Raw genomic sequence first — 25,189 nt, 5'->3', positions numbered from 1 at the left:
TTGTGCGCATGTAACTATGCATTTTTTGCATTGATATCAAAAAATACAATTACCTTGTGGCAACATGATTTTCACGCGGCTTCCGGCGCCAGGAACCTGGCGGTTCCGGGTTTTATGCGAGCGCCGCCGGCGTTTTGCGTTTGGCGTTTTTGGCTGCTTCCTTGGCGGCGTTTTCCTGCTGTTGCAGCAGGTAAGCCCACAGCCGCGCGACCACCGGCTTGCCCGGCCTTTGCACGGTAGGACGTTCACGGTACAGGCGGATTTCCATGGTGGCTTCCCATTCCGGCGCGTTGTGGTCGACGCTGGCCAGCTGTTTCAACTTGACTTCGCGGGTTACCGCGGACTCCGGCAGGAACGCCACGCCGTGTCCTTCCAGCGCCATCATTTTCAAGCCTTCCGCCATATCCGTCTCATAGCGTTTTTCCAGGTAAAGCGGCTTCTTGGCGTCGGCCAGGATCAGCTCCACCATGCGCCCGAGGTAGGCGTTGCTGGTATAGGACAAGAACGGCAAAGGCGCGCTGGCGCTGCCGGGAAAGACATAATCCGGCACCCCGGCCTTGTTGCAATGGGCATAGGCGCGCAGCACCTCGCTGCCCAAGGTGATCAGGTCGTAGCGGCCGGTGTCGAGCTGCACCGGCTGGCGCGGATGGTGATAGCACAGCAGCAGGTCGCAGCCGCCATCCACCATGGCCATCACGGCGTCATGCACATTCAAGGCCAGCAGGCGCGTATTGAGCGGGCCGAAGCCGCCTTCCAGCAAACGGATCCAGCGCGGCACATAGGTCAGCGACAAGGTATGCGGCACGGCAAAATCGACCGTGCTCAATGCTGTCGGGCGCTTGCCGCGCATCAGCGCACGGGCGTTGTTGATCTGGCCCAGCATCTCCAGCGCCTGCTCGTAAAAGACCTCGCCGGCCGCCGTCAGCCGCGTCGGATAGGAGGTGCGGTCGATCAGGTCGGCGCCCAGCCATGCCTCCAGCGACTGGATGCGGCGCGAGAAGGCCGGCTGCGTGACATGACGCAATTCTGCAGAGCGGCTGAAACTATGGGTTTCCGCCAACGAAATGAAGTCTTCTAACCATTTGCTTTCCATGCCGCTATCGTAACGCGAGTCGGCAGTGGCGGCATAGGAAATTGGCGCACCCGCGGCCGACAATCTGCATGAGCGTTGTACTCCTACACCATGCGCACCACGTTTTCAGGGTAGCCGTCGCCGGCTTCCGGCGACGGGCTTTCCACCTCGTCCGGATGCGCCTGCTGGCGCTGCCACATCTGCGCATATGCGCCATCCGCCGCCAGCAGCTGCGCATGCGTGCCGCGCTCAATGATGTGGCCGTGGTCCAGCACCAGGATCTGCGCCGCATCGGCAATGGTCGACAAGCGATGGGCGATCACCAGCGTAGTGCGGTCCTTGGCGATTTCTTTCAGCTGCGCCTGGATCGCCTGCTCTGATTTCGAATCGAGCGCCGAAGTGGCCTCGTCGAAAATCAGCACTGCGGGATTTTTCAGCAAGGTGCGGGCGATCGCCACCCGCTGCTTTTCTCCGCCCGACAATTTCAAGCCGCGCTCGCCCACCATCGAATCGTAGCCGTCCGGCAGCGATTCGATGAAATCATGGATATGCGCTGCCTTGGCGACCGCGATGATTTCCGCCTTGCTGGCGCCCGGCTTGCCATAAGCGATGTTGTACTCGATGCTGTCGTTGAACAGCACGGTGTCCTGCGGCACGATGCCGATCGCCTGGCGTAGCGAAGCCTGTGTGATGTCGCGCAAATCCTGGCCGTCGATCGTGATGCGGCCGGCGTTGATATCGTAAAAACGGAACAGCAGCCGCGACAAGGTCGACTTGCCGGAACCGCTATGGCCGACTACCGCGGTGGTAGTGCCGGCGGCTATCGTGAAATCGACGTCGAACAAGATCTGGCGCTTGCTCTCGTAGCTGAAATCGACATGCGCAAAACGCACCTGCGCGCCGCCGGTCAGCAGCGGCCGCGCCTCCGCGGCGTCGGCGATCTCGCGGTTCTCGTCGAGCAGATGGAACAGCCTTTCCATGTCGGCCAGGCTTTGCTTGATTTCGCGATAGATGACGCCGAGGAAATTGAGCGGGATGTACAGCTGGATCATGAAGGAATTGACCAGCACCAGGTCGCCCAGCGTCATCTTGCCGTCGATCACGCCCTGCGTGGCGCGCCACAGGATCAGCGTCACCGCGATGGCGATGATCAGCGACTGGCCGGTATTCAGCAAGGACAGCGAGGTCTGCGATTTCACCGCGGCGGTTTCATAACGCATCAGGCCGTCGTCGTAGCGCCGCGCTTCGTATTCCTCATTGCCGAAATACTTGACGGTTTCGTAGTTGATCAGCGAATCGATGGCTTTGGTGTTGGCGCTCGAATCGAGCGTATTCATGGTGCGCCGGAAATGGGTGCGCCATTCGGTCACGGTCACCGTAAAAAAGATGTAGCTGACCAGCGCCACCACGGTGATGCCGGCGAACCAGATGTCGTAGTGCAGCACCAGGTAACCGAGCACCAGCGAGATTTCGATCAAGGTCGGCAAGATGCTGAACAGCGCGTACGACACCAGCGACGAAATGCCGCGCGTACCGCGCTCGATGTCGCGCGTCATGCCGCCGGTCTGGCGGTTCAGGTGAAAGCGCAGCGACAGCGAATGCAGGTGGCGGAACACCTGCAGGGCGATGGTGCGCACCGCGCGCTGCGTCACGCGGGCAAACACGAACTCGCGCAATTCCGTGAACAAGGTGGTGCTCAGGCGCAGCGCGCCGTAAGCCACCAGTATTCCCAGCGGCAGCACCAGCATCGCCTGCGGATGGCTGGCCGTGATGGTCATGCTGTCGACCAGCTTCTTCAGCACCAGCGGCACGCCGACATTGGCCAGCTTGGCGCCCAGCATGAACAGCAGCGCCAGCGAGACGCGCCACTTGTAGGTCCAGAGATAGGGCAGCAAGGTCTTGAGCGTAGCCCAGTCGCTGCGCTTTGGCTGGCCGCTGGCGGCGGCTGCGGCGGGCTCTGGCGACGTCGAAGAATGGTGGCGCATAGGGTGACAATCTTAAAGAATGGTTTAAGCTACGGATACAAAACCAATTGTAGCTCTCAGGGGAAATAACCGATGACTGATCAAAACAACAATCAATTGCCACCCGACACCATGCCGCAGCTGCGGGTGATGCCGATGCCATCCGACGCCAACGTGCACGGCGACGTCTTCGGCGGCTGGATCATGGCACAGGTCGACATTGCCGGCTCGCTGCCGGCCACGCGCCGCGCCAACGGCCGGGTCGCCACGATTGCCGTGAACTCCTTCCTGTTCAAGCAGCCGGTGTTTGTCGGCGACCTGCTGTCGTTTTATGCCGTGATCGTCAAGGTCGGCAATACCTCGATCACCGTCAACGTCGAGGTGTATGCCGAACGCAACCGGCTGCAGACAGAAGTCGTGAAGGTGACGGAAGCGACGCTGACCTATGTCGCCACGGATGCGCAGCGCAAGCCGCGTCAGCTGCCGCCGCTCGCTTCCTGACTCGCTTCCTTGCTTGAGCCAAGCTCGCTGGAAATGCCGGCCGCCGCGGCCTGCACGACAGCGATCAATGACTGCATCCGCTCCAGCGGCATATAAGGCAGCGTGCTGGAAACACTGATGGCGGCGACGATCGCGTGGGTAGCGTCGTAGATCGGCGCCGCCACGCAGCGTATCGACGGCTCGTTGTCTTCCAGGTCGAAGGCGTAACCGCCTTTGACGTATTCGCGCATCTGGTCGCGAAACTCGGTCCAGCTCCGCTTCGGCAACAAGCCGGCAGCATGGCTGGCGGCAGCTGTGCTGCGCTTCTGGTACAGGCTCTTCCACTCCTCTTCGTCCATGCCCAGCATCAATGCCTTGCCGACGCCGGTAGTGGCGATCGGCATCCGGTGCCCCACGCGCGAACGCATTTCCAGCCCCTTCTTGCCAGGAATCTTGTCCAGGTAAAGCACGTCGTCGCCGTCCTGCAGCGCCAGGTGGATGGTGTCGCCCGATTGTTCGGCCAGCTGCTCCAGGTAGGGCCGCGCCACTATGCTCAGCGAGACTTCTTCGCGCGCCTGGAAACCCAGTTCAATCAATTTGGGCCCCAGCACATAACCCGCGTTCGGCGTAAAGCGCAGATAGCGCTCCTGCACCAGGCAGTTCGCCAGCCTGTGGGTAGTGCTGCGGGTGGTGCCCAGCATCTGCGCAATCTGCTTCAGATCGCGCGCGCCGCCGGCTACCGCCTGCAATACGGCCAGCCCGCGCGTCAGGGTCTGGGTGCCCGTCGGTGCGGCGGCCTGCTCGCCCGCGTGGCCATGCAACTCTGCCGAGTCCTGTAATTTGCGCATGATTGGAACCTGTCAAAAAATAACCTACATCCCATATGTTGGTACATAATATCATATATTGACAGAAAATTGCGACAGGAATAAAGTACGCCACATCGCGGGATGCTCAGTCCCTGCCCGCAATTTTTGAAGTTAACCGACCCATGCCGCCTGCACCGCATCCAACGCACTTGATCGCCCTCGACTGGGGGACTTCATCGCTACGCGCCTACCGGCTCGGAGCGCATGGCCAGACGCTGGAATTGCGCGCCCTCCCCTGCGGCGTAATGCAATTGCCGCAAACCGGCGGCGACGGCGAAAGCGGTTTCGAAGCCGCTTTCGAGCAAGCCTGCGGCGATTGGCTGCGCGCAGCTCCAGGTACGCCGGTGATCGCAGCCGGCATGGTCGGCAGCCGCCAGGGATGGCGCGAAGTTCCGTACCTGGAGGTGCCGATTGCCGTCGACCGCATCGGCGGCAGTTTGAGCACGCTGCGCAATCGCCACGGACAGCTGATTCACCTGGTGCCGGGCCTGATCGAAAATTCCATGCTGCCGAATGTCATGCGCGGCGAGGAGACCCAGGTGGTCGGCGTGCTCAATGCCCTTGCCGGCAACGACAAATCCGGCGCCTCCGACCAGGATATCCTGGTCGGCCTGCCCGGCACGCATTCCAAGTGGGTACAGATACGGCGCTCGGGCGCGCAAAGCCAGCTGGCGCATTTTGATACGTTCATGACCGGCGAAGTTTTTGCCGCCTTGTCTGGGCATACCATTCTTGGACGCGGCATGCAGGTCGACGGCGGCGATGCGGAAGCCGGACAGCGTGCCTTCGAGCGCGGCGCCCTGGTGGCGCAAACCGCGGCCGGCCAGGCTGGCGTATTGTCGACCATATTCAGTACGCGCACGCTGGGGCTGACCGGGGTGCTGGACGGTCCCGGCCAGCGCGAATACCTGTCGGGACTGCTGATCGGCCATGAAATCGCAGCATTGCAAGCCATGCTGCGGAGCCGGGGACGGCAGCCTTCCCAAGTGATGCTGGTCGGCGAAGCCGGCTTGTGCGCACGTTATACGCAAGTGCTGCACGCCTATGGCTTTGGCGCAGTCGAGGTGGCGGCCGAAGCCACCGAACGCGGCCTGTGGCAGCTGGCGCTGACGGCGGGATTATTGAAACATGCTTAGCAGCGAGAATATCGGGAAACCACCATGTTGATAAATGCAATGAAACAATGCGGGCTGATCGCCATCCTGCGCGGCGTCGAGCCGCATGAAGTGGCGGCGATCGGCGTGAAACTCTACGAAGCCGGCTTCAGGATCATTGAAGTGCCGCTCAATTCGCCCCAGCCCTTCGACAGCATCCACATCTTGCGCAACGCCTTGCCGGCCGATTGCGTGGTCGGCGCCGGCACCGTCTTGCGCACCGGCCAGGTGGCGGAAGTCAAGCGCGCCGGCGGCGAGATCATCGTCATGCCGCACAGCGACCCGGCGGTGATCGCTGCCGCCAAGCAGGCCGGACTGGCTTGCGCGCCGGGCGTCGCCACGGTAACTGAAGCATTCGCCGCGCTGGCTGCCGGCGCCGACGTCTTGAAAATGTTCCCCGCCGAGCAGCTGGGACCGAATGTAGTCAAGGCATGGCGCGCGGTGATCCCGCGCGAAGTAGCGTTATTGCCGGTAGGCGGCATCACGCCGGAAAATCTGGCAACATTTGCCAGCGCCGGCGCTTCCGGATTCGGCCTGGGGTCGGCGCTGTACAAACCGGGCCTGAGCGCCGAGCAGGTCGGCCAGAACGGCAACAGGTTTGTCGCGGCATGGTGCGCGATACAAGCGGCTTCGGCAACATCGCAAACGCCGGAAATAAAAAATTGAACAGGAGACGATATTAATGAAGATTACCAAACTGACCACTTACATCGTACCGCCGCGTTGGTGTTTCCTGAAGATAGAAACCGACGAAGGCGTGGTCGGCTGGGGCGAACCGGTGGTCGAAGGCCGCGTGCATAGCGTGGCGGCGGCCGTCGAAGAACTGTCGGACTACCTGATCGGCAAGGATCCGCGCCATATCGAGGACCATTGGACCGTGCTGTACCGCGGCGGCTTCTACCGCGGCGGCGCCATCCACATGAGTGCCCTGGCCGGCATCGACCAGGCGCTGTGGGATATCAAGGGCAAGGCGCTCGGCGTCTCGGTCAGCCAGTTGCTGGGCGGCCCGGTGCGCGACAGCATCCGCGTCTATTCTTGGATCGGCGGCGACCGCCCGGCCGACACCGCGGCGGCAGCCAAGGACGCCGTGGCGCGCGGCTTCACCGCGGTGAAGATGAATGGCACCGAAGAATTGCAATTCGTCGATTCCTATGAAAAAGTGGAAGCGACATTGGCCAACGTCGCCGCGGTGCGCGCGGCGGTCGGTCCGCACATCGGCATCGGCGTCGATTTCCACGGCCGCGTGCACAAGCCGATGGCGAAGATCCTGATCAAGGAGCTGGAGCCTTACAAGCTGATGTTTATCGAAGAGCCCGTGCTCAGCGAAAACTACGAAGCGCTGAAAGAACTGGCGCCGCTGACCAGCACCCCGATCGCGCTGGGCGAACGGCTGTATTCACGCTGGGATTTCAAGCGCGTCCTGAGCGAAGGTTATGTCGATATCATCCAGCCTGATGTCTCGCACGCCGGCGGCATCACCGAAACGCGCAAGATCGCCACCATGGCCGAAGCCTATGACGTCGCCGTGGCGCTGCACTGCCCGCTCGGCCCGATTGCCCTGGCCGCCTGCCTGCAGGTGGACGCGGTGTCGTATAACGCGTTCATCCAGGAACAGAGCCTGGGGATCCACTACAACAAGAGCAACGACTTGCTCGACTACGTGAAGAACCCTGAAGTCTTTGCCTACGACAAAGGCTATGTGACCATTCCCCAAGGGCCGGGACTGGGCATCGAAATCAATGAGGAATATGTCAAGGAACGGGCCGCCGTCGGCCATCGCTGGCGCAATCCGATCTGGCGCCATAAGGACGGCAGCTTCGCCGAGTGGTAAGCGGAGACTGAAGGCACGCCCCATCGCCGCCTGTTCCAAAAAAACAAACCCCGGATGCGCTTCTCGCACATCCGGGGTTTTCACTTTAGAACCGTGGCCTCCGGCAAGACGCCACTTATTCCAAATCTCAGGCCGCTTGTTTTTGCTCGGCCGGTTTTTCGTCGCGCAGCTCGCGCCGCAGGATCTTGCCGACGTTAGTCTTCGGCAAGTCGGTACGGAACTCGATGTATTTCGGCCGCTTGTAGCCGGTCAGCTGTTCACGGCAATAGGCCATCAGCTGTTCCGCGGTCAGCGACGGATCCTTGCGCACCACAAAAATCTTCACCACTTCGCCGGCATGTTCGTCCGGCACGCCGACGCAAGCGCATTCCAGTACGCCTGGATGCTGCACTACCACGCCTTCGACCTCGTTCGGATACACATTGAAGCCGGACACCAGGATCATGTCTTTCTTGCGGTCGACGATCTTGGTGTAGCCGCGTTCGTCCATGACGCCGATATCGCCGGACTTGAAAAAGCCGTCGGCGGTCATGACCTTGGCGGTTTCGTCGTCGCGGTTCCAATAGCCGCGCATGACCTGCGGGCCGCGGATCGCGATTTCGCCAGGCTGGCCCAGGGCGACCGGATTGCCGGCGTCGTCCAGGATAGCGATTTCAGTCGACGGCAAAGGCAAGCCGATGGTGCCGCTGTATTCCTTGATGTCGCATGGATTGGCGCAAGCGATAGGCGACGTTTCCGACAAGCCGTAACCTTCGATGATCGGGCAGCCGGTGATTTCTTTCCACTTGTCCGCCACCGCTTTTTGCACCGCCATGCCGCCGCCGACGCAGACCCGGTAGCCGGAAAAATCCAGCTTGGCGAAATCGGGATGGTTCAGCAAGGCGTTGTACAGCGTATTGACTGCCGGGAATGTGTTGATCTGGTATTTCGACATTTCCTTGATCAAACCGGCGATGTCGCGCGGATTCGGGATCAGCAGGTTCAGGGCGCCCTCGCGCATGCCGAGCATGCCGCACACCGTCAACGCGAAGATATGGTACAGCGGCAAGGCGCAGACAAACACCAGCTGTTCGATTTTCGGGCCGTTGGTCAAGCCGGGAGTCAGCCAGGCTTCAGCCTGCAGCACGTTGGCCACCACGTTGCGATGCGACAGCGTCGCTCCCTTGGAGACGCCGGTAGTGCCGCCCGTGTATTGCAGGAAGGCGATGTCGTCCGGCGTCAGCGTCACCGGCTTCAGCTGCAGCGAAGACGCCTGCGACAAGACGCTGTTGAACGGCACCGAACCAGGCAGGGAAAAACTCGGCACCATTTTCTTGACGTGGCGCACCACCAGGTTGACCACCAGGCCCTTGACGCCCATCAGGTCGCCCATGCTGGCGACCACCACATGCTTGACCTTGGTGCGGGCGACGACCTGCTGCAAGGTAGTGGCGAAATTTTCGAGGATGAAGATGGCTTCCGCGCCCGAATCGTTCAGCTGATGCTCGAGCTCGCGCGGCGTGTACAAAGGATTGACATTGACCACGACATAACCGGCGCGCAGGATGGCGGCGATCGCCACCGGATATTGCAGCACGTTAGGCATCATGATGGCGACCCGCGCGCCCTTTTCCAGGCCCTTGCCCTGCAGCCAGGCGCCGACCTTGCGGGACAGCTGGTCAACCTCGGCATACGTCAGGTATTTGCCCATGCAGGCGTAGGCGTTGCGCGGCGCGTATTTCTGGAACGCCTCTTCCAGCAGCTGCGCCAGCGACTGGTACTGGGAGTAGTCAATCTCGGGAGCTACGCCTTCAGGATACGATTTGAGCCAAAATTTATCCATGTTCTGCCTTTAGTCTCTGCTTGTTATAAATGCATTGTTTTTTTGGCTTGTTTCAATGGAAGAAAACACGCCGATAGGGGATAACACTGGTGACCCGCTAAAAAAGCACGGTTGTATTTTTTTGTTCTACCGCGATGCTATCGGGCAAAGCGCTGGCATGCAAGCGTTTTGATGCATATTTGAGCAAATCATCGGCGCCAAGCTTCATGTTGTGATGCAACAGAACCTCGGCCCGCAGGTGCTGGACGCCCTCCTCGTCCGGACTCCATTTCACATGGGCAACCGCCACCGCGGGATGCTCGAACAGGACCTCTTCGATCTGCCGCGGAAACACGCGCTGCCCGCCCCGTATCCCCATATTACTCTTGCGGTCGATGATGGAAACAAAACCGTCTTCGTCGATGCTGGCGACATCGCCGGTGGCCAGCCAGCCGTCGTGCAGGCGTTCCTTGCTTATCTTCCTGGCAATCAGGTTCAAGGCCGATGCGCCCTGTCCGGCGGCGCCGGCAGGACCATGGTCGTAGCCCGAGAACAGCTGCGGCCCGCGCACCCATAACTCTCCCAGGGTATCGCTGGGCAACTCGGCGCCGGTATCCAGGTCGACCACTTTCACTTCCGTGTCCGGCAACGGTATGCCGACCACTCCCTGGATGCGCCGCGCCGCCAGCGGCATGGCCAGCACCGCCGGCGATGCTTCGGTAAGGCCATAGGCTTCGACCAGGCGGCCGCGCGTCAGCTTTTCAAATTCTTCGCGGATTTCCTGGGCCAGCGGCGAACCGCTGACCGCGCACACCCGGATCGACGCCAGGCCGTAACGCCGTATGCCCGGCGTGTGCGCCAGTTCGCGCACCATGCGCGGCGTGGTGGGGAAATAGGTCGGCCGCATCTTCTTGACCGTCTTTAACAAGGGCTCCAGCTCCGGCCCCGGCAGCAGGATCAGGGTCGCCCCCAGATAAACGCCAAGGTGCAGCAAGCCGGTCAGCCCATAGGCGCTGGCCAAGGATTGCTGCGCCAGGAAGCGTTCGTCGCCCGGCCGCGATTCCGGCAGCCAATGGCGCAGCTGCAAGGCGTTCGACGCCAGGTTGCGGTGCGACAGCGCGACCGGCAGCGGCGTGCCGCTGGCGCCGTAGGTGTAAACCACCACCGCGATATCGCCGGCATCCTGCGCCAGCTCGGTCGGCGCGACCGAGCTGCGCCCCAGCACCTGCTTGAATTTCAGGTAGCGCCGCTCATGCCGGCGATGCTGCTTGTCCTGGCGGAACCAGGGCAGCCAATGCCCTTCCTGCACATGATGCAAGGCGGCGAATTTCAGTTTTTCGCGCCAGCCCATGTGGTCGATCATCGATGCGAATATCACGCGCCGCAAGCCGGCTGCGCGGCGGTCGCCTTGCAGTTCGTCGCGCAATTCATCATAGCGGTCGGTGGTGGTCACCAGCATGACGGCGCCGGCATCCGCGATCCGCGTCAGCAGGATTTCCTTGGGCGTGGCGGCGTCGCTGAGCACCGCGACAGCGCCGGCCTTGAGGATGCCGAAATAGGCGATCACCAAAGACGGCATGTTCGGCAAGGCCAGCAAGACCCGCTCGCCGGGCTTGATGCGCATGTCGAGCAAGCCATGGGCAAACCGGTTGGCTTGCCGGTCCAGTTCGCGCCAGTCGATCTTGCCGCCGCGGTAAGACAGCGCCGTGGTCTTGCCGAAGCGCCTGGCGGTCGCTTCCAGCAAGCGCGGCAGAGCCACGGTCGGCATCTTGATGCGGTACGGCGTGCGGGCATCGTAGAATTTCAGCCACGGGCGTTCCGCCTCAAGCTGCTTGCGGGCGGCGCGCCGTTCGGCTTTTTGCCGCGCCCGCCGCTCCGCCAGCTCGGACGGATCGGACTGCATCTGCAGGAAGCGCTGGATGGCGCGGTTGACCGCATCGGGCCGCTCTACCATCACCTGGTGCGCGGATACCGGCACCACCAGCTCTTCCGCGCCAGGGATCAGGCGCGCCACTTCCTTGTAGGCGGCTTCGTCGAACAGGATGTCGCGGTGGCCGAGGATCACCAGCGTCGGCACCGCGATCGCGCGCAGGTATTCGCTGCCGTCCCACGGTAACAAGGCATTGCGGTTTTGCAGGTAGACCACGTGCGACGGCGGATAAATGCGGGCCGCGGTGATGCCGGCATACGGCATCAGCTTGCGCACCATATCGAATATGCGCGGCGGCATGCGCAGCACAATGCGGCCGGCCAGGCGCAGGCGAAAACGCGCTGCCGAGGCGATCATGACCAGCGCCGACACGCGCTGCGGAAACTGCTTCAGGAAATAGGCCGACAGCGCGCCGCCGAACGAGTGGCACACCAGGATGAAACGCTGCGGCACTTCCAGCTGGTCCAGCGCGGCGGCGATGTCGGCGACCAGTTCCGGCACATCGTAGCTGGCGCCTTCAGCCGCCGTCGGCGCATCGCTGTAGCCGTGGCCGCGCAGGTCGAGCGCAATCACCCGGTAGTCAAGCTGGAACTGTTCCAGCTGGTATTCCCAGTATGCCGCGCGGCCGCCGAAGCCGTGGATGAAGACCATGGTGGGCTGCTGGTCGCGCGGTCCGCGGCCGTATTCCGGGCCGGCATCCAGCACGCTCATTTCCAGCGCACCGTCATATACCCCGTTGCCGTTGCGCGCCAGGCGGTTCGGCAGTTTCAGCGTGCTGCGGTGCAGGTCGGCGTTAAATGTCATCTTGGCATTGTAACCAAGATGCAATTATGTGGGCCGAGATTTTGCCAGCTCTTCCAGCCGGCGATGCCTTTCTTCCTTGTTGAGCGCCGCCAGTTCGGCGACCGCTGCATAGAATTTCTTCAGGGTCTGCTGCTGGGCCAGCAAAGCCTTGAAACCGGGCACCAGGTCGTAATAGGTCGCCACCAGCGCCAGATGGGCGTTCGACAACGGTTCGGCGAACCAGTGGTCGTAGCCGGCGTAGCCGCCCCACTTTACCTTGAGCACCCGGTAATCCGCTTGCAGGGCGAGGAAAAGCGCCGCCTTCTGCTGCAGCTTTTGCGCATCGCTGAGCCCGCTCGCGTAGTTGCTTGCCAGCCGTTGCCGGTACTGCAGCAGAAGCGCCAGGAACTGTTCCTTGCGTCCTTCAAACTGGACGTAGGCGTCGCGCGTCTTTTGGCTGCCAACCGCCGCCAGCCAGCGCTCGACGCCGACTTGCTCGACCGTGGTGGCAAACGATTCGTTGAATTGCGTATCGTCCTTGGCGTACACCGTCTGGTGCGCCAGCTCGTGGAAAACCAGGCGCGCCAGCTCGCCGTCGGGATAGCGGATAAAGGTCGACAGCAGCGGGTCGTTAAACCAGCCGAGCGTGGAGTAGGCCGGCACGCCGCTGACTTGGACGTCGTAGCCTTGCTGGCGCAGGCTGGCGGCAAACTTCTGCGCCGCTTCCTGGCTGAAATAACCGCGGTAGTTGACGCAGCCGGCAATCGGGAAACACCACTGCTTGGGCTCCAGCGACAAGGCCGGCGCCGCAATCACATTCCACAAGGCGAAGCGCCGCTGCAGGTCGGCATATTCGGTATAGCTGCGGTTGTCCGGCAGGTCCAGGTCGGTTACCGCGAAGCGGCGGATCTGCTTGGTGAGCCTGAGCTTGGCCTTGAGGCCGGCATCGACGCTCGGATCGGCCAGCCATTCGTCAACCGGATGGGCCCGGTCCAGCAGGGAGAACTGGCCGTTCGCCGCCTGCCCGTAATAGGCAAGCTGGGCGCAACCGGCTGCCAGCACGGCGAGCAGCAGGACCGTGGGCAGCCGCGCATTCATGCGAGCGCTTTTTCCACTTCCACCAGGACATCGTAGAAGGTCGGCGCCCGGCCCATGTCGGTCAGGCGCTGGCTGGTCACCTCGTTGGCGTTCTTGCCGTCGCTGGCCATTTTTTTCCACCAGATCGACAAGCCCACCACCAGTCCGATCCGCGCCTTGTCGGTCACTCTCAGCCTGGCGTTGAAACTGCCGCGGTCGTTGTAGATGCGCACGGTATCGCCGCTGGCCAGGGCTCTTGCTTCGGCGTCGGCCGGATGCATGTCCAGGTGCGGCTCGCCTTCGGTGTCGCGCAGGCTCTTCACGTTGACGAAACTGGAGTTGAGGAAATTGCGCGCGGGCGGCGAAATCATCGCCAGCGGGTACTTCCTGGCCAGCTCCGGATTGCTGGCCAGCGATTCATACGGCGCGATATAAGCCGGCAACGGATCGAGCCCGTCTTTCAGCATTTGCGCGCTATAGAATTCGCATTTGCCGGACGGCGTCGGAAAGCCGCCGTTGGCGAACGGCGCATCCGGCACGTTCAGTTTTTGCCAGCCTTTTTGTTTCAAGGCGTCCCAATCGAAATGGATCGCCCGCTCATTTTTCCGGTCGAATGCCTGTGCTGCGATTTCATCGTCGCTTTCGCGGAAGCAGGCGTCGTCGAAACCCATGCGTGCCGCCAGCAGGCGGAATATTTCGGTATTCGGCTTGGCTTCGCCCAGCGGCGCGATGGCAGCATTATTCGCCAGCATGTACAAGTGGCCGTATGCCGAGTGGGCGTCCACGTGTTCCAGCTGGGTGGTCGCCGGCAGCACGATATCGGCATAGTCGGCGGTATCGGTCTGGAAATGCTCCAGCACCACGGTGAACAAATCTTCCCGCGCAAAACCGCGGGCGACGGCGCCGGATTCGGGCGCGATGGCTACCGGATTCGAGTTGTACACGATCAGCGCTTCGATTTTCGGCCCGAACTCCGGCGATGCTTCGCGCAGCAGATCGTCGCCGATGGTGCTCATGTTGATGGTGCGCGGCGCCAGTCCTTGCCGGGTCAGGAAATCGGGACGCTGCAGGAACTGGTTATTCTTTGGAAAGCTGTCCGAGGTCGACAGCTGCACGCCGCCTGCCGCATGGCGCCAGGCGCCGACCAGCGCCGGCAGGCAAGTGATGTTGCGTACCGCCATGCCGCCGCCGTGCACGCGCTGCAAACCGTAGTTGACGCGAATCGCCGCCGCCTCGCCGCGCAGCGCGGCGCCGCCGTAGTCGCGCGCCAGTCCCAGCACTTCGTCGGCGCTGATGCCGCACACTTCGGCAGTCTTCTGCGGCGTCCAGCTCGACACCTGCTGTTTCAGCTGCTCGAAACCCAGCGTGTATTGCGCGATGTAGTCATGGTCCAGCAAGTCTTCCGCGATCAGCACGTGCATCATGCCGAGCGCCAGGGCCGAATCCGTCCCAGGCAGCAAGGCGATGTGCTGATGGCATTTGTCGGCGCTCAGGGAGCGGTAGGGATCGATCGCGATCAGCTTGGCGCCGCGCCGCTTGGCTTCCTGCGCGCGCATCCAGAAATGCAGGTTGGAAGCAATCGGGTTGCCGCCCCAGATCAGGATCAGCCTGGCGTTCTGGAACTGTTCGAGATCGGTGCCGATCCTGGCGCCTATCGTATATTTGTAGCCGGTGCCGCCGGCCGAGGCGCAGATGGTGCGGTCCAGCAGCGAAGCGCCGATGCGGTTGAAAAAACGCATCGCCATCGACTCGCCCTGCACCAGGCCCATGGTGCCGGCGTAGCTGTACGGCAGGATGGCTTGCGGATTGCGCGCAGCGATCTGGCCCAGCCGCCCGGCAATCGTCGTGATCGCTTCGTCCCAGCTGATCTGTACGAATTTCCCTTCGCCCTTGTTGCCGACCCGCTTGAGCGGATGCAGCAGGCGGTCCTTGTGGTAAGTCCGTTCGGTATAGCGCGCGACCTTGGTGCACAGCACGCCGGCGGTGGTCGGGTGATCCGGATCGCCGCGCACTTCGGTGGCGACGCCATCGGTGACGGTCACCAGCAGCGCGCAGGTATCGGGGCAATCGTGCGGGCAAGCGGCACGGACGGTAGCAGTAGTCATAATGTCATTGGAACCAAGGTGCTTCAATCCGCTACTTTAGCAAAATCCGCCCAAACAAGCTGCATTTGACGGCTTAGGCCTGCTTTGCGGCGGGCAACTGCATCTCTGGATCCATCAGGCGCAGCATGAAGGCTTCGCATTGCACCAGCTGCTCCAGCGCCACGAACTCGTTCGGCCGGTGCGCCTGCTCGATGCTGCCGGGGCCGCAGATCACGGTAGGAATGCCCGCGCGCTGGAACAGGCCGGCCTCGGTGCCGTAGGAAACCGCGCCGTTGGGCTTGTTGCGCGCCAGCGCCGCCGCCAGCTGCACCACGGCGTCGCTCTCCTGCATGTTCAGGCCGGGGGCGGAAGCCAGCCATTCAAAGTCGATGGCGGCGTTCGGCTCCACCTTTTGCATTTCAGGCAGCAGCGTGGCGGCGAAATCCTGGATTTCCCGGTACAGGCGTTCAACATCGATGCCCGGCATGGTGCGCGCCTCGAAGTCGAATTTGCAGTCCTTGGGCACGATATTCGCTGCCAGGCCGCCCTGGATCAGGCCGGTCTGCATGGTGGTGTAGGGCACGGTGAAACCGTAGTCGCGCGTTTCCAGCTGGGCAAACCTGTCTGCCATCTGGCGGATGTAGACGATGATGCGCGCCGCATACTCGATCGCGTTGACGCCCATGGTGGTGTAACTGGAATGCGCTTCGCGGCCGCGGACGCAGCAGCGGAAACGATGCGTGCCCTTGTGCGCAATGATCGGCTGCATCGTGGTCGGTTCGCCGACGATGCAGGCCGCCGGCTTCAGCCCCAGCTCCTGCAAATCCTTGATCAAGCCTTGCACGCCGATGCAGCCCACTTCTTCGTCATACGACAGCGCAAAATGCAAGGGCGCCGCCATGTTCGCAGCCAGGAATTGCGGCGCCAGCGCCAAGGCCGTGGCAATATAGCTTTTCATGTCGGCGGAGCCGCGGCCGTACAGCAGGCCGTCCTTGATGGTCGCCTTGAATGGATCGCTGTCCCAGGCCTGGCCTTCGACCGGCACCACGTCGGTGTGGCCGGACAAGATCAAACCAGGTTTCGGGCCTTCGCCCAGGGTTGCAAACAGGTTGGCTTTCTTGCCGCTGGCGTCGTAGGTCAGGCGCGACTTGACGCCAAGGCCAGCCAGGTAATCGCGAGTCCATTCGATCAATCCCAGGTTGGAATCGCGCGATACGGTCTGGAATGCAATCAGGCGTTCTATCATGGCCATGACTTCAGCCGAAGGAGTCGATCCGGTAGTGTTCATATCCTGTCCTCTATGCCAGGCCATCATTGAGATGGCAGGCGGAAAAATGTTTGGCGCCGACTTCTTTCAAGGCCGGCTTTTCTACTTTACAGCGCGGCATCGCATGCGGGCAGCGCGGATGGAAATGGCAGCCCGGAGGCGGGTGCAGCGGCGACGGGATTTCTCCCTTTACCGCAAAAAATTCCGTGCGGCGGACTTCCAGCTTGGGCGCCGATGCCAGCAGCGCCTGGGTATACGGATGATTGGCGCGGGCAAATACCGTATCAGCGGAAGCCGATTCAACGATACGCCCAAGATACATGATCACCACCCTGTCTGACAAATGGCGCACCACGCCGAGGTCATGACTGATGAACAAGTATGTCAGGTCCAGCTCGTCGCGCAGCTTGATGAACAGATTCAGCACCTGGGCCTGGATCGATACGTCCAGCGCCGCCACCGCCTCGTCGCAAACCAGGAATTCCGGCTTGACGGCAAGTGCGCGCGCAATGCCCACGCGGGCGCGCTGGCCGCCGGAAAACTGGTGCGGGAAACGACGCAGCATGGCGCCGTCCAGGCCTACCCGCTGCAACAGGTTTTCCACGTAGTCGCGCTGCTGCGATGCATCGACCATGCCATGCACCAGCGGCGCTTCACCGACGATGTCCTGCACCCGCATGCGCGGATTGAGCGAGGCGTAGGGGTCCTGGAAAATCATCTGGATCGCCAGCTGCTTCTTGCGCCTTTCAGCAACGTCCAGCTGTTCCAATGACTGGCCTTTCCATAACCGCGTGCCGGCAGTGAGGCTGTGCAAGCCGACCGCCATCCGCCCCAACGTCGACTTGCCGCAACCGGATTCGCCGACCAGCCCGACCACCTCGCCGCGCTTGATGCCCAGGCTCACCTCATCCACCGCATGCACCACTTCCTGCTGCATGCCGGCGCCGAACAGGTTGGCGATCCTGGCCCCGCTGTCGAGCGTCTTGACGAACTGCTTGCTGACCGCCTGCAGTTCCAGCAGGTTGGCAGCCGGCGCCGGCTGCCCCATGTTTTTTTCTGCGGCCTGGCTCATGTCACGGCCTCCGCCACGCTATCCCGCAATGGATGCCAGCAGCGCAGCATGCGCTGCTCGACTTCGCGCAATTGCGGCGTCTGCGCGCATTCAACGGTGGCATGTGCGCAGCGCGTGCGGAATGCGCAGCCTTCCGGCAGGTTCAGCAGCGACGGCGTCATGCCGGGGATCTGCTGCAGCGGCTGGCCGCGCGGATTGCGCGACGGCGCCGAGGCGATCAGGCCGTGGGTGTAAGGATGGCGCGGATGTTCCAGCACTTGCTGCACCGTGCCGCTTTCGACGATGCGGCCGGCGTACATCACCGATACGGTATCGGCCAACCCGGCCACCACCGATAGATCGTGGGTGATCCAGATCAGGGCCGTGCCGGATTCGCGGCACAGTTTCTGCATCTCGTACAGGATCTGCCCCTGTATCGTCACATCCAGCGCCGTGGTCGGCTCGTCGCAGATAATCAGGTCAGGCTGGTTGAGCAGGGCAATCGCAATCGCCACCCGTTGCCGCATGCCGCCTGAAAACTGGTGGGGATATGCCTGCAGGCGTTCATCCGGCGACGGAATGCCGACCCGCACCAGCGCTTCGCGCGACATCTCGCGCGCCACCATCCGGCTGACGTCCTGGTGCGCGCGCACCGCTTCCATCATCTGGGTGTCGATGCGCAGCACCGGGTTCAATGTCATCATCGGATCCTGGAAAATCATGGCGATCCGGTTGCCGCGGATCTTGCGCATGGCTTCCGCCGACAAGCTGCGCAGGTCGCGGCCTTGCAGCAGGATTTCACCGGCGACGATTTTTCCCGGCGCATCGATCAGGCCCATGATGGAATAACCTGTCATCGATTTCCCGGATCCGGATTCGCCGACCAGGCCCATGATCTCGCCGCGCTTGACGGAAAACGAAACCTGGTCGACCGCCTTCACCAGGCCGGCGCGGGTGGCAAACTGGGTCTGCAGGTTATTGACTGTCAGTGTCGTGTCCATATCGATCCTATTGCGTCTGCAGGCGCGGATTGAGGACATCGCGCAACTGGTCCGCCACCAGGTTGATGGTCATCACAGTCACTAGCAGGGCAATGCCGGGAAACACGCTGATCCAGTATTTTCCGGACAGCAGGTACTGGAAGCCGTTGGCGATCAGCAAGCCAAGCGAGGGTTCGGTGATCGGCAAGCCGAGGCCGAGGAAAGACAGGGTCGCTTCCAGCGAAATCGCAGACGCCACCTGCAGGGCGGCCACCACGATCAGCGGCGGCAGGCAATTTGGCAGCAGATGGCGGAACATGATGCGTAACGGCGACAGGCCAAGCGCGGTCGCGGCTTCGATGTATTCCTTCTTCCGTTCCACCAGCGCCGCACTGCGTGCGGTGCGTGCGTAATAGGCCCACTGCACCGCCACCAGCGCGATGATGATCTTGTCGATGCCGCGTCCGGTCAATGCCAGCAGGATCAATGCGATCAGAATGGGCGGGAACGATAGCTGGATATCCGCGACCCGCATGATGAATGCTTCGATGCGGCCTCCGGCGTAGCCGGCAAGCAGTCCTAGCGTCAAGCCCAGCGACAGGGCAATGATGGTGCTGACCACGCCCACCATCACCGAGATGCGTATCCCGTACAAGATCGCCGACAGCATGTCGCGGCCCTGGTCATCAGTGCCGAGCAGGTAGGTCATGCTGCCGTCGACCGACGCCTGCCCCGGCTCCAGGCGCGAGTCCATCACATCCAGCTTGGCCAGGTCGTAAGGATTCTGGGGCGAGATGACGGGCGCGAATATCGCCGCCAGCACGATCAGCGCCAGCAGCACGAAACCAGCAGTGGCGATCCTGCTGCCAAAAAAATTGCGCAGAAAACGTTGCCAGGGTGTTTCCGCCATGTTGCGTGTTGGTATTGGTGTCGGTTCCATCTCAGCCTTTGCTTTCTGCCAGGCGCACGCGTGGATCGAGCAAGGAATACAGCATGTCCACCACCAGGTTGATCAGGATGAAAATGGTGACGATCAGCAGCAGGTAAGCGACGATCACCGGCCGGTCCAGCACGCGGATCGAATCGATGATCAGCTTGCCCATGCCAGGCCAGGCAAACACTGTTTCGGTGACGATCGAAAAGGCGATGATCGATCCGAACTGCAGCGCCACCACGGTGACGATCGGGATCAGGATATTCTTCAAGACATGGACACCGATGATGCGGCTGTTGCGCAAGCCTTTGGCGCGGGCAAATTTCACGTAGTCCTGCATCAGCGCTTCCTGGGCGCCGGAGCGCGTCAGCCGGATCACCAGGGCGATGTTGAACAGCGCCAGGTTGAAGGCCGGCATCAGCAGATGGCGCAGGCCGTCCCAGCTGAGAAAGCTGACCGGCACGCCGAACAGCAATTGCGTCTCGCCGCGGCCGCTGGTCGGCAGCCAGCCCAGCTGCACTGCGAACACCATGATCAGCATCAGGCCGACCCAGAACGTCGGCAATGAAAAACCGAGGATGGACACCGCCATGATGGCTTTACCGACCAGGCCGTTCGGCCGCAAGCCGGCGAGCAGGCCCAAGGGCAAGCCCAGCACGACCGACAGCAGGATCGCTGCCGACGACAGTTCCAGCGTGGCCGGCATGCGCTCGAAAATCAGGCTCAGCGCCGGCGTCGAATAGGCGAACGAGCGCCCCAGGTCGCCGCCGGCAGCGTTCTTCAGGAAGATGAAATACTGCAGCCAGAGCGGCTTGTCGAGACCGAAGGCGACGATCACCTTGGCGCGTTCGATCTGGTCGGCGTCGGGACTGATCAGCACATCGATCGGATTGCCGATCGCATACACTCCGACAAACACCAGCAATGACATCACCAGCAGCACGACCAGGCTTTGCAATACGCGGCGGATAATAAAAGCCAGCATCGTTTATCCTAGATTCATCCATAAAAAAATCCGCTCGCCACCTCGCGTGAGCGGATATGCGCATCGTTCTTATTGCGGGTAGAACTGATAAGCGTGGGTACGCTCGTCGGTGCGCGGGATATATACGATACCTTTTTTTGCGGCCCATGTGGTCACTTGCTGGTGGATCGGGATCACGCCGCCGTCGTCGATGACCATTGCCGTGGCTTGCTGCAACAGGCTGGAGCGCTCTTTGTCGTCCACGCTGTTGAGGGCCTTGGCCAGCACCGCGTCCATTTTCGGGTTGCAGTATTTCAGCCAGTTGACCGCTCCCATGCCCTTGGCCGGATTGTCGCAAGCTACCATCGCCCGCAGCGGCGACGATGCTTCGCCGGTCTGGGCGCCCCAGCCCAGCAGGCCGATCGAGTATTCGCTCTTGGCGCCGCGCGCCGCATATACCGACATCGGCGCACCCTCGACCTTGGTGGCGATGCCGATGCGCGACCACATCTGGGCGATGGTCTGCGCGATTTTCTCGTCGTTGATGTAGCGGTTGTTCGGCGTATGCAAGGTCAAGCCAAAACCGTTGGGATAACCGGCTTCGGCCAGCAGTTTTTTGGCTGCGTCAGGATCGTACTTGGGTGGTTTGAGATTCGGATTGTGGCCAAACAAGGCGGCCGGCACCAGGTTGATGGTCGGTTCCGACAAACCTTCCATGACCCGGTCGCGAATCGCGTCGCGGTTGATGGCGATCGACAAGGCCCGGCGCACCCGCACATCCATCAGCGGGTTCTTGTCGAGCGGCTTGCCGTCCTTGTCGGTGACAAATGGCGACTTTTCGCGGCGGGTGTCGGGATACAGATAGATCACCCGGTGCGATACCTTGGAGTAAAAGCTTAGGTTTTTATCTGCCCGGACTTTCGCCAGGTCCGGCGTCGGCACGTTTTCGATGGCTTGCACGTCGCCGGCCAGCAGCGCCGCCAGGCGGGTCGCATCGTTCGGGATGAAACGCAGGGTGACCTTGCTCCAGGCCGGCTTCTTGCCCCAGTAGTCGTCATTGCGCTCCAGCTCTATCCTGTCGTCGCGCTGGAATCTGACGAACTTGAATGGCCCGGTGCCCACCATGCCCTTGCCGCTGGCGAAATCGTCGCTGCTCAAGCCTTGGGTCGCTTTCTTGGAGACGATATAGATCGAAGTCAGGTCGGCCAGCAACAGCGGATACGGCTCCCTGGTGGTGAGCTGGATCGTGTACGGATCGATGATTTTCTTGTTGATGATGGCTTTGGTGTAGGTATCGAATTTCCCCGGGCTGCCGACGATGGTGGCCGGCCGGTCCAGCGACCAGGCTACGTCCTCGGCGGTCAGCGGACTGCCGTCGTGGAACTTGGCGCCTTTGCGCAGCTTGAATTCCCAGGTCAGCTTGTTCACCAGGGTCCAGGACTCGGCCAGCGCGGGAATGATATGGCTGTCGGCATCCATTGCGACCAGCTGCTCGAAAATGTGGTCGGAAACGTTGATGTTAGGAAATAAATTATAGAAGTGAGGATCCATCGAGGTCGGCGGCGAACTCATCGCCAGCCTGAATTCCTGCGCCGCGGCTGGAGGGCCTAACGGCGCCAGCAACAGCAGGCAGGAAGCCAGCTGCAATACACGCAATCCCATTCCTGGCCATGACATCAGACGCATAATGCTCTCCTGTGAGTGAACACCGATGGACCGTGTAGGCGTAATATACACATTCTGGACGTTACGCCATGCACCATTTTTGTAGGCAAAAGGCGTGCCACATATCAGGAGCACAACATGAATTTGATTGACCCCATCATCGCCTTCCAGGCCGAACTGCAGGCAATCCGACGAGATTTGCATGCGCATCCCGAACTCAACTACGAAGAAAAGCGAACCTCTGACGTAGTCGCCCGCAAACTCACCGAATGGCAGATTCCGATAGTACGCGGCCTGGGCGTCACTGGCGTGGTCGGCATCGTGAAGAATGGCAGCAGCAACCGCGCCATCGGCCTGCGCGCCGACATGGACGCCTTGCCCATGCAAGAATTGAATACCTTTCCGCATGCCTCCCGACATCAGGGCAAGATGCACGCTTGTGGACATGACGGCCACACGGCGATGCTGCTTGGCGCCGCCCACCACCTGGCGCAGCATCGCAATTTCGATGGCACCGTATATCTGATTTTCCAGCCGGCGGAGGAAGGCGGCGGCGGCGCGCAGCGCATGATCGACGACGGCCTGTTCGAACAATATCCGATGGAAGCGGTGTTCGGCATGCATAACTGGCCAGGCATGCCGGCCGGCAGTTTTGGCGTGACGCCGGGTCCGATGATGGCGTCCAGCAACGAGTTCGAGGTAATCGTCAAAGGCAAGGGCTCGCATGCCGCGCAGCCGCATAAAAGCATAGACCCGGTCATGGTCGCGGTGCAGATTGCGCAAAGCTGGCAGACCATCGTCTCGCGCAATACCAATCCGAACGATCCGGCGGTCCTGTCTGTGACGCAGATCCACAGCGGCAGCGCCACCAATGTGATTCCCGACGAAGCAACGCTGATCGGCACCGTGCGGACTTTTTCGGTGGCGGTGCTGGACGTGATCGAAGCGCGCATGCGGGAAATCGCGCAGCATACCGCGGCCGCCTTTGGCGCTGAAGTCGAGTTCAAGTTCCACCGCAATTATCCGCCGCTGGTCAATCATGCCAGGGAGACTGCGTTTGTAGTCGAAGTGCTGCAGGCGATGGTCGGCAACGGCAATGTCAATCCGCAGGTGGAGCCAACCATGGGCGCGGAGGATTTTGCCTTCATGCTGCAGAACAAGCCTGGCTGTTACGTCTTCATCGGCAACGGCGAGGGCGCGCACAGGGATGGCGGCCACGGCCTCGGCCCCTGCAACCTGCACAACGCCAGCTACGACTTCAACGACGACCTGCTGCCGATCGGCGCCAGCTACTGGGTCAACCTGGCGGAAACGTACCTGAAGAAAATGTAATGAGCGCGCTGCCCTGGCCTTGCACCGGGGCAGCGCCAGGACGACCGTCCTCGCATTGCATGCCCGATCCATCTGCTCCTCCTCATTGACCATACTCATGAACCAAATTGAAATCGCCTTCGACCAGCCTATGCAATTGGGCGAATGCCCGCTGTGGCACGCCGGCGAAGCTGCGCTTTACTGGGTCGACATTTCAGCCATGCAAGTGCATCGGCTGCGGCCCACGGATGGCGTCCACGCGATGTGGCAGCTCCCAGCCGAACCCGGCTGCATCGGCCGTCATGCAGGCGGCGGCCTGATCGTCGCCATGCGTACCGGCGTAGTCCATTTGAATACCGACAATGGCGAGCTCACACACATCGCCGATGCTCCTTACAACACAGCCACCGCCCGCTTTAACGATGGCCGCTGCGACGCCGCCGGCCGTTTCTGGGCCGGCACCATTTACGAACCGCGCGACCACGCCGGCGCTCAGCTCTACGCCGTTGAAAAGGGGCGCGTGCGGCCTGCCGGCAATCCGGTGACCGTGTCCAATGGCCTTGGCTTCAGCGGCGACAGCCGTACGCTTTATCACAGCGACACTACGGCGCACCGGATCTGCAGCTATGAATTTGATTTGGCCAGCGGGAACATCGGCGCGGGCCGGGTGCTGAAACAGTTTGCCATGGATAAGAGCGCCCTCGACTACGGCGGCCGCCCTGACGGCGCGGCGGTGGATAGTGAAGATGCCTATTGGTGCGCAATGTATGAGGGCGGCAGGCTGCTGCGCTTGTCGCCCGCTGGCGAAGTATTGCAGGAAGTGATCCTGCCGGTACGCTGCCCGACCATGATGGCGTTCGGCGGTGCTGACCTGCGTACGCTGTATATCACCAGCGTGAGTGAAAAACGCAGTGCTGCGGAACTGGAGAAATATCCCGCATCCGGCTGCATCCTGTCGCTGCGGGTCGAGGTGCCGGGCAGGATCGAACCGGCTTACCTTGGCTGATTCGCGGCGGGCATTCACAGTTTTACGACAAGATTTACCCGTAGTTCGGCAACAATCCCGGTTTTCGACTATTCTTTAGGGCTGTAGCCGCGCGCCGCGGCAAGTTGGATAAGCGGCCTGCGCGGCCTTCCCTATGAATACGGCGACGACTTGTTTCGCTTTTTTTATTTTTTACGTTCGAAAGTCTTTCATGCAAAAAAAACAAACCGGACTCAAACTCCTCGCCGCGGCCGGCCTGCTGGCCGGCGTTCACTCAACCAGCTTCGCCGTGGACTCCGCGTCCTTCGAACTCGGCACCGGGAACAAGAGCCAGCTGGCCCGGGTTGCTGCGCAATGGAATTGGAACACGGCCTTGTGGCAAGGCAGCAGCACGCAAGTCGGCGGCTATTGGGATTTGAGCCTGGCTGAATTCCGCCAGAACCAGTACCAGAATATTCCCGGCCAGAAGAAAAACCTGACTGATATCGGCTTCACGCCGGTGTTCCGTTTCCAGTCCAACGATAAAAAGGGCTTGTATGGGGAAGCCGGCATCGGCGTGCACCTGATGTCGCATCTGTATGACAACAATAGCCGCCGCTTTTCTACCGCTTTTGAGTTTGGCGATCACATCGGCACCGGCTACGTGTTCAGCAATGGCCTCGATGTCGGCCTCAAGCTGCAGCATTTCTCCAATGGCGGCATCAAGAAACCGAATAGCGGTGCAAACTTCGCAGTGCTGCGGGTAGCTTATCCGTTCTAAGCCCAGTCTTTAGTCCAGATACAGGAAAGCCGGTCGCGCAAGCTGACCGGCTTTTTTTCGTTCAATGATTGGCAGTACAAAGAGCAAACCTGCGATGCGACTACCACGCGAGCCGTAAACCGTTTGCGCAAAGCAAAAACCCTCTGCACATTGAATGCAGAGGGTTTTTTAATAAAAGCCTGACGATGACCTACTTTCACACTGGTTGCAGCACTATCATCGGCGCA

Annotated in this window: 21 protein-coding genes; 7 read left to right on the top strand and 14 right to left on the bottom strand. The window is 61.4% G+C overall.

Translation table 11 applies throughout. The annotated features are described in order from the left end of the window. Positions 1 to 112: 112 nt before the first annotated feature. The gene (locus tag AC07RZ_RS11705; protein ID WP_144739474.1) at positions 113 to 1,093 is read right to left on the bottom strand and encodes a LysR family transcriptional regulator; all 981 of its coding nucleotides are present in this window, start codon (positions 1,091 to 1,093) and stop codon (positions 113 to 115) included. An 83-nt stretch (positions 1,094 to 1,176) separates the two neighbouring features. Beyond that, positions 1,177 to 3,057, bottom strand: a complete 1,881-nt coding sequence (locus tag AC07RZ_RS11700; RefSeq protein ID WP_494668037.1) for an ABCB family ABC transporter ATP-binding protein/permease — start codon at positions 3,055 to 3,057, stop codon at positions 1,177 to 1,179. Between the two features lie 72 nt (positions 3,058 to 3,129). On the opposite strand from AC07RZ_RS11700, the gene AC07RZ_RS11695 reads away from it, so the two are divergent. Continuing rightward, positions 3,130 to 3,537, top strand: coding sequence for an acyl-CoA thioesterase (locus tag AC07RZ_RS11695; protein ID WP_144739478.1), 408 nt, complete (start codon positions 3,130 to 3,132; stop codon positions 3,535 to 3,537). Here the strand turns inward: AC07RZ_RS11695 and AC07RZ_RS11690 are convergent. Next, entirely contained in the window at positions 3,513 to 4,364 is an 852-nt protein-coding gene (locus AC07RZ_RS11690; protein ID WP_494668036.1) for an IclR family transcriptional regulator, read from the bottom strand. The two genes, AC07RZ_RS11695 and AC07RZ_RS11690, sit on opposite strands and share 25 nt — an antisense overlap. Positions 4,365 to 4,507: 143 nt before the next feature. Here AC07RZ_RS11690 and AC07RZ_RS11685 point away from each other — a divergent pair, with 143 nt between their 5' ends. Genes AC07RZ_RS11685 through dgoD form a run of 3 tightly spaced genes read left to right on the top strand, consistent with a single transcriptional unit; the run spans position 4,508 to position 7,370 of the window. Further along, positions 4,508 to 5,521 carry a 2-dehydro-3-deoxygalactonokinase gene (locus tag AC07RZ_RS11685; protein ID WP_494668035.1) on the top strand — a complete coding sequence of 338 codons (1,014 nt, stop codon included), beginning with the start codon at positions 4,508 to 4,510 and terminating at the stop codon, positions 5,519 to 5,521. A 24-nt stretch (positions 5,522 to 5,545) separates the two neighbouring features. Beyond that, the gene (locus AC07RZ_RS11680) at positions 5,546 to 6,205 is read left to right on the top strand and encodes a 2-dehydro-3-deoxy-6-phosphogalactonate aldolase (RefSeq protein WP_494668034.1); all 660 of its coding nucleotides are present in this window, start codon (positions 5,546 to 5,548) and stop codon (positions 6,203 to 6,205) included. A gap of 16 nt (positions 6,206 to 6,221) precedes the next feature. Then, on the top strand, positions 6,222 to 7,370 hold the full coding sequence (dgoD, locus tag AC07RZ_RS11675; RefSeq protein ID WP_120234255.1) for a galactonate dehydratase: 1,149 nt from the start codon (positions 6,222 to 6,224) through the stop codon (positions 7,368 to 7,370). A gap of 127 nt (positions 7,371 to 7,497) precedes the next feature. Here the strand turns inward: dgoD and AC07RZ_RS11670 are convergent, their stop codons facing one another. The 10 genes from AC07RZ_RS11670 to AC07RZ_RS11625 all read right to left on the bottom strand — a co-directional run bounded on the left by AC07RZ_RS11670 (position 7,498) and on the right by AC07RZ_RS11625 (position 21,903). Beyond that, positions 7,498 to 9,192 carry a long-chain fatty acid--CoA ligase gene (locus AC07RZ_RS11670; RefSeq protein WP_144739488.1) on the bottom strand — a complete coding sequence of 565 codons (1,695 nt, stop codon included), beginning with the start codon at positions 9,190 to 9,192 and terminating at the stop codon, positions 7,498 to 7,500. A 97-nt stretch (positions 9,193 to 9,289) separates the two neighbouring features. Further along, positions 9,290 to 11,905 carry an alpha/beta fold hydrolase gene (locus AC07RZ_RS11665; RefSeq protein ID WP_494668033.1) on the bottom strand — a complete coding sequence of 872 codons (2,616 nt, stop codon included), beginning with the start codon at positions 11,903 to 11,905 and terminating at the stop codon, positions 9,290 to 9,292. Positions 11,906 to 11,929: 24 nt separating this feature from the next. Next, positions 11,930 to 12,982: an aminopeptidase gene (locus tag AC07RZ_RS11660; RefSeq protein WP_494668032.1), complete on the bottom strand. Its 1,053-nt coding sequence runs from the start codon at positions 12,980 to 12,982 to the stop codon at positions 11,930 to 11,932. After that, complete coding sequence (locus AC07RZ_RS11655) at positions 12,979 to 15,066, bottom strand: molybdopterin-containing oxidoreductase family protein (RefSeq protein WP_494668031.1); 2,088 nt, start codon at positions 15,064 to 15,066, stop codon at positions 12,979 to 12,981. The genes AC07RZ_RS11660 and AC07RZ_RS11655 overlap by 4 nt, the downstream gene beginning before the upstream one ends. Positions 15,067 to 15,139: 73 nt before the next feature. Next, positions 15,140 to 16,333, bottom strand: a complete 1,194-nt coding sequence (gene argE, locus AC07RZ_RS11650) for an acetylornithine deacetylase (protein ID WP_144739496.1) — start codon at positions 16,331 to 16,333, stop codon at positions 15,140 to 15,142. A 10-nt stretch (positions 16,334 to 16,343) separates the two neighbouring features. Next, entirely contained in the window at positions 16,344 to 17,384 is a 1,041-nt protein-coding gene (locus AC07RZ_RS11645; protein ID WP_494668030.1) for an ABC transporter ATP-binding protein, read from the bottom strand. Further along, complete coding sequence (locus AC07RZ_RS11640) at positions 17,381 to 18,364, bottom strand: ABC transporter ATP-binding protein (protein WP_494668029.1); 984 nt, start codon at positions 18,362 to 18,364, stop codon at positions 17,381 to 17,383. The genes AC07RZ_RS11645 and AC07RZ_RS11640 overlap by 4 nt, the downstream gene beginning before the upstream one ends. A 7-nt stretch (positions 18,365 to 18,371) precedes the next feature. Then, positions 18,372 to 19,283, bottom strand: a complete 912-nt coding sequence (locus AC07RZ_RS11635; protein ID WP_494668028.1) for an ABC transporter permease — start codon at positions 19,281 to 19,283, stop codon at positions 18,372 to 18,374. A gap of 1 nt (position 19,284) precedes the next feature. Beyond that, positions 19,285 to 20,262: an ABC transporter permease gene (locus AC07RZ_RS11630; RefSeq protein ID WP_494668027.1), complete on the bottom strand. Its 978-nt coding sequence runs from the start codon at positions 20,260 to 20,262 to the stop codon at positions 19,285 to 19,287. A gap of 69 nt (positions 20,263 to 20,331) precedes the next feature. Then, a complete protein-coding gene (locus tag AC07RZ_RS11625; protein WP_494668169.1) occupies positions 20,332 to 21,903 on the bottom strand; it encodes an ABC transporter substrate-binding protein in 1,572 nt (523 codons plus the stop codon). A gap of 141 nt (positions 21,904 to 22,044) precedes the next feature. On the opposite strand from AC07RZ_RS11625, the gene AC07RZ_RS11620 reads away from it, so the two are divergent. The 3 genes from AC07RZ_RS11620 to AC07RZ_RS11610 all read left to right on the top strand — a co-directional run bounded on the left by AC07RZ_RS11620 (position 22,045) and on the right by AC07RZ_RS11610 (position 24,962). Next, a complete protein-coding gene (locus AC07RZ_RS11620) occupies positions 22,045 to 23,238 on the top strand; it encodes a M20 aminoacylase family protein (RefSeq protein ID WP_494668026.1) in 1,194 nt (397 codons plus the stop codon). A 97-nt stretch (positions 23,239 to 23,335) separates the two neighbouring features. Continuing rightward, positions 23,336 to 24,223, top strand: a complete 888-nt coding sequence (locus AC07RZ_RS11615) for an SMP-30/gluconolactonase/LRE family protein (RefSeq protein ID WP_494668025.1) — start codon at positions 23,336 to 23,338, stop codon at positions 24,221 to 24,223. Between the two features lie 190 nt (positions 24,224 to 24,413). Then, positions 24,414 to 24,962, top strand: a complete 549-nt coding sequence (locus AC07RZ_RS11610; RefSeq protein WP_092397195.1) for an acyloxyacyl hydrolase — start codon at positions 24,414 to 24,416, stop codon at positions 24,960 to 24,962. Here the strand turns inward: AC07RZ_RS11610 and AC07RZ_RS11605 are convergent. Next, positions 24,959 to 25,189, bottom strand: a 231-nt coding sequence (locus AC07RZ_RS11605) for a hypothetical protein (protein ID WP_494668024.1), incomplete at its 5' end; no start/stop codon positions are given. The two genes, AC07RZ_RS11610 and AC07RZ_RS11605, sit on opposite strands and share 4 nt — an antisense overlap.

Source organism: Collimonas sp. GW821-FHT07E08 (genome assembly GCF_059418905.1).
Note: the sequence above shows the minus strand (reverse complement) of the source record. Positions and strands in the feature narration are given on the sequence as shown.